The 4698-nt window shown below is 43.3% G+C and carries 3 protein-coding genes and 2 pseudogenes; 2 read left to right on the forward strand and 3 right to left on the reverse strand.

Annotated elements, in window-relative coordinates; all coding sequences use genetic code 11:
• Window positions 1–137: 137 nt before the first annotated feature.
• Complete coding sequence (locus ACTRWI_RS21935; RefSeq protein WP_499133821.1) at window positions 138–629, reverse strand: hypothetical protein; 492 nt, start codon at window positions 627–629, stop codon at window positions 138–140.
• A 766-nt stretch (window positions 630–1395) separates the two neighbouring features.
• Between ACTRWI_RS21935 and ACTRWI_RS21940 the strand changes: the two are divergent.
• Window positions 1396–1950 (forward strand): annotated as a pseudogene (locus ACTRWI_RS21940) (transposase); the annotation flags it as partial.
• A 33-nt stretch (window positions 1951–1983) separates the two neighbouring features.
• Here ACTRWI_RS21940 and ACTRWI_RS21945 read toward each other — a convergent pair.
• Complete coding sequence (locus ACTRWI_RS21945) at window positions 1984–2823, reverse strand: patatin-like phospholipase family protein (protein WP_499133822.1); 840 nt, start codon at window positions 2821–2823, stop codon at window positions 1984–1986.
• 87 nt (window positions 2824–2910) lie between these two features.
• Window positions 2911–3471 (reverse strand): helix-turn-helix domain-containing protein, encoded by a 561-nt coding sequence (locus ACTRWI_RS21950; protein ID WP_499133823.1) that lies wholly within the window; start codon window positions 3469–3471, stop codon window positions 2911–2913.
• A gap of 102 nt (window positions 3472–3573) precedes the next feature.
• On the opposite strand from ACTRWI_RS21950, the pseudogene ACTRWI_RS21955 reads away from it, so the two are divergent.
• A pseudogene (locus tag ACTRWI_RS21955) lies at window positions 3574–4698 on the forward strand (benzoate/H(+) symporter BenE family transporter); the annotation flags it as partial.

The raw sequence follows: 4698 nt of genomic DNA on the forward strand, positions 1-4698 counted from the left end.
TTGGCTGACAAAGCTTCGACGATACAGTAAAGAGTCAGGTAAAGTTTGCGACAGAACCGACATCTGCCAGTGCCTTAGGGTAGCTCAAAGTTTGAGCCATATATCATGCTCATCTAGGCTGTAAGATTCCCTCCGACTTATTCTAAGCGCCCTTTAAAAGACAATAAATCAAGTTTATCTTGGTAGGCATCGAGTAAAGCTTTTTTGGTAGATATGTAGGCTGTAAGTTTGCCATGCTTGTTGATCGACCGAACCATCGTTCTACACTGATATTCCCCCATCAAGTTGTACTCGCGCCACTTAGCAATATAACAAGAGTATCGGTTATTTGGATCCTCCTTAGTTGGTTTGGGTTTGTGGATAATTTTAGGCTCGATACTTTGGGGTAGCCTTGTCATTATGTATGGCTCACTCAACAAGCGAAACCAAAATTGCCCCCAAATTGCCACACCCAACTCATCACGCAGTTTGACTGCTTTTTCAAGAGCTTTCTTCTCTCCAATGCGAATAAATCCTATAGAACGGTGTATTACCTTACCGTCCAAGGTTTGGATGCGGATTTTAAAAACCGAACTACTTTTTGAAATATAACGATACCCAGTATTTGAGATGAACTTTTTCTCAGACATTACAACACCAACCTAATGATAAAAATATCAATACCTGTAATGCGAAATTAAATAAAATTTTCTCACAGTAAAAGCAAAAAGTAACAAAAGTGTTAACGGTGTCGAATGTTTGCAATAAACCCTACTTTACAGCATCGTTGAAACATAAGTGGTCCTCAATTTTGCACTTGACTTTAAATAACTGATTTATCGTGTTATTTAAAAAATACTTTAATATATTGATGACTAGAGAACGTAGAAAGCACTATCCTGAATCTGGAGCAAAGGTGGCATCTGATTGCTGCTAGAAGTGATAAAACTGTCGCCTAATTAGCTCACAAATATATTCTGCAAGCTAATCAGTCCTTTACATGGAAAAGCAACGCTTCGAAAACCCCAGTATGATTTTTAACTATGAAAGCCTGTTTAGTAAGGGCAGTACCGAAGAAGGGGACAAAATGCACGTGAGAGTGGTCCGTTGACCATGAGAAATGATTTTTTCGCCAAAGTACTAGGCCTTTAGACAGAGTTCAGCGAAAGAATTTGCTTTTTCAACCCATCCAATTGCCCTAAAAGCAACAGTATTAGCTTGTCAATATTGCTTGTGCGAACGCTTTCTATCAGCCCATCATAGACAGAATCCTAAGAGCTAAACAGTTTATTTAGATACAAAAATGGCTTTATTTATGATCTGATTGTTATCGCTAAACAACATATCAGGACACGAATAAAGCCGATGACGATTATCTCTCTACAGAAGCAGTTTAAGTAATTCTTTAGTGCGAATATTCTTCAAAATACAGCAGAGGGCACAGGTTTCGTTAAGCGATGTTGTGCTATTTTCCCTGAACAGCTTGTATTGAGTTTGGTTGCCGTTCTAAGTAAAGGAAATTGTACCTCGATTGCCGACTTGTTAAGACAATTCAATGAGATGTGCTTAAGCGCTGAAGATACAGTGGCTTATAAGCCTAACCATAATCAGTTAAGAAAAGAGCGGTTTCCGATATTCATGCGCCAGTTGGTCATGCGAGCGATAGTTCAGTTTGCTCGTCAGCAGAGTGCCACCCTACCAGATAAACTCTCCACATTTGATGATGTGTGGCTGCAAGATGGTAGCTCTTTCCATATTCACCATGACCTTGCTGGCGTTTATCCAAGCCGATTTAAATGTAACCCTGCCGCAGTTGAATGTCATATGACAATGTCTTTAAAAAGCTTTTCTCCAGTTGCGATGAGCATTAGTGCTGATACGGCATCAGAAAGAGATTTTTTACCTGAACCCCAAAAGATGCGTAACACATTGCTATTGGCTTACGCTGGATATCTGTACTTCCAGTTCTGGACGAAAAAGGCCGCAGGGTATTGAGTGACTGTTTTATTCTTGTGTAACGAATCGCTCTGCTGCATTAAGCCCCATTTGGTAACCGGCTTCAAGCTTGTCTTTATCTGTGGTTAACCGTCCGACAGCAAAACTAGCGTCCGGTACGATAACCTTAATGGTGCAATCATGAGGTGGGTTCTCAATAAACTCTAAGGTTTGGTTGTATTGCTCTGCACGCGTGATCATGGCCTCAGCTAGTTGAGGTGTCTCTTTCATCATGCGACGTAATAGCCAAGGTGCTTTCGGTGGGCGCTTTTTGTAACCCTGCTTTTGCGAGAGGATCACCGTGATCTGTCTCGCTCCCTGCTTATAAGCTTCAATCACAGGAATGGAATCGACCACACCACCGTCTATCATTTTTCGACCGTTTACTCTCAGAGGCGTGCGGTAGGCAATAGGAACAGAGCAGGAAGCTTTGAGGAGTTCTTCTAGGTTATCTTTTTCACCCTGCGTGTAGAGCGGTTCACCTGTTTCAACATCTGTGGTCACGACTTGAAAAGGAATCGGTTGTCTATCGAATGCTTCCATGTCGTATGGATAGTGCTGTGCGATATGCTCCCAAAGCCAGTCGAGGTCAAGTAAGTGTCCACCTTTGGCAAACTTCTTGAAGTTAATAAACTCAGGTTGGCATGAGTAGTCGGAAATAATGGTATAGGTTCGGCCGCGTTGGTTAGATAACCAAGAGGCTAAATTGGTTGAGCCCGCAGAGACGCCGATGCAGAAATCGAATGAGTTGTATTGGTGGTCGATAAAGCCATCTAGTACTCCAGCAGCAAAGATGCCACGCATTGCCCCTCCCTCCACAACTAGGGCATGTTTTGATTCTAGTGTCATTTGATTATGGGCTCCTTAATTCTAATAGATGCATATCCTTTCACTGTTATTAATACTAGATAAATGGTCGGATGTGTAGGTTAACCTCTATTTTTCAAGGTAGTGGATTACGTTATGGAACATCGCATTGTCTTTACCGAGGTTTTTATATCCGTGCTTTTGGTTAGCATTAAAACGAACCGCTTGCCCTGCCTGTAATGTTTGCCATTCACCATCATAAAGCACGGCCATCACTCCGGAGATACATAATATGTGCTCGGTAACGCCAGCATTATGCGGGTCGGATTCATGCTGATAGCCAGGTGCGAGGGTTAGCTCGAAGATCTCAAACCCTAATGCTTCTTCAAAAGGAAATAATAAACTGACGAAGAGGCCAACGTTATACTCCTCACGTCTTAGCTCGTTTGCATCTCTAAACAAACTTGTCAGCTCATTATTCGAGCTTTCAGCGATGAAACTGGAAAATGACACTTCAAACCCAGATGCGATCTGCCAGAGCTTAGCGACGGTGGGACTGGATTCCCCACGTTCAATTTGACCTAACATTGCTTTACTTACGCCTGTCGCTTTTGCTGCTTTATCTAGGCTCCAGCCTTTTTCTTGGCGCAGGCGTTTTAAGTTAGTACCGACTTTAATTTCTGTTTGCATACTTTTTCTACAAGATTTTATCTACAAATAGCTTGTGCGTTATAGCGCACAAGTGCTAGGTTTAGCTCGTAGACGTTATAACGCACAAAGGAGTAAAATAACATGACTAAGCTAAAATTTTCTCACGTCAGTACGGGTTTTATTGCTGTATTCATCGGGTATGCAAGCGCCGCAGCGATCATTTACCAAGCCGCGATGAGTGCCGGAGCAACTCAAGAACAGGTTGCGTCATGGTTCTGGGCGTTGGGAATTGGTATGGGTGCAACCACGATATTGCTCTCTTTGTGCTACTAGAAACCGATCGTGACGGCTTGGTCGACACCAGGAGCAGCACTGTTAATTACTTCACTTGAAGGTCTGACGATGAATCAGGCAGTTGCTGTATTCCTGTTTAGTTCATTGTTGATCACGCTAGTCGGTATGGCGGGAATATTTGAAAGGGTACTGAAACAGATCCCAACATCGATTGCATCGGCCATGCTAGCGGGAATTTTATTGCAGTTCGGCTTAGGCTTGTTTACGTCGTTAATGGAAGACGTTCAGATAGTGGCGGTCATGCTTGCTGTGTTTGTTTTGGCTAAGTCGAGGTCAGGAAATTTACTCATCCCATGCATTTTCGCCATTGCTTTGGTGATGTGTATTGGTCTTGGTAAACTCGATGTCAGTCAGGTCACGGTGGGTTTAACGACACCGGTATTCATCATGCCTGATTTCGAGTTCTTTTCTTTGCTTAGTGTTGGTATTCCGCTGTTCATCGTGACGATGGCTTCGCAGAACTTACCGGGGTTTGCTGTGCTTAAAGTAAACGGATATCAGGTAGATTCATCAAAGATCATCACTACCACAGGTGTGACAGGGTTACTATTAGCGCCGCTCGGAGGCTTTGCGTATAACCTTGCGGCAATCACCGGAGCGATCTGCATGGGCCCTAATGCCGATGAGGACCCAAAAACACGTTATATGGCAGGTATTTCGATGGGCGTGTTCTATTTGTTAGCTGGCGTGATGGGGATGTCATTTGTGTCCTTGTTTAGCGCAGTTCCTTCAGCGGTAGTCATCGCTGTTGCGGGGTTAGCGGTGATGCCTACATTGTTGAACTGCTTAGCGGTTTCTATGACAGACAACCACAACAGAGAGCCTGCGTTGTTTACGTTCTTATTTACGGCTTCTGGAACGAATCTATTGGGCATCGGAAGCTGTGGGATCCCCACGAATTTCATCATAAAC

It is taken from the genome of Pseudoalteromonas sp. G5_S1_14_S5, assembly GCF_054968605.1.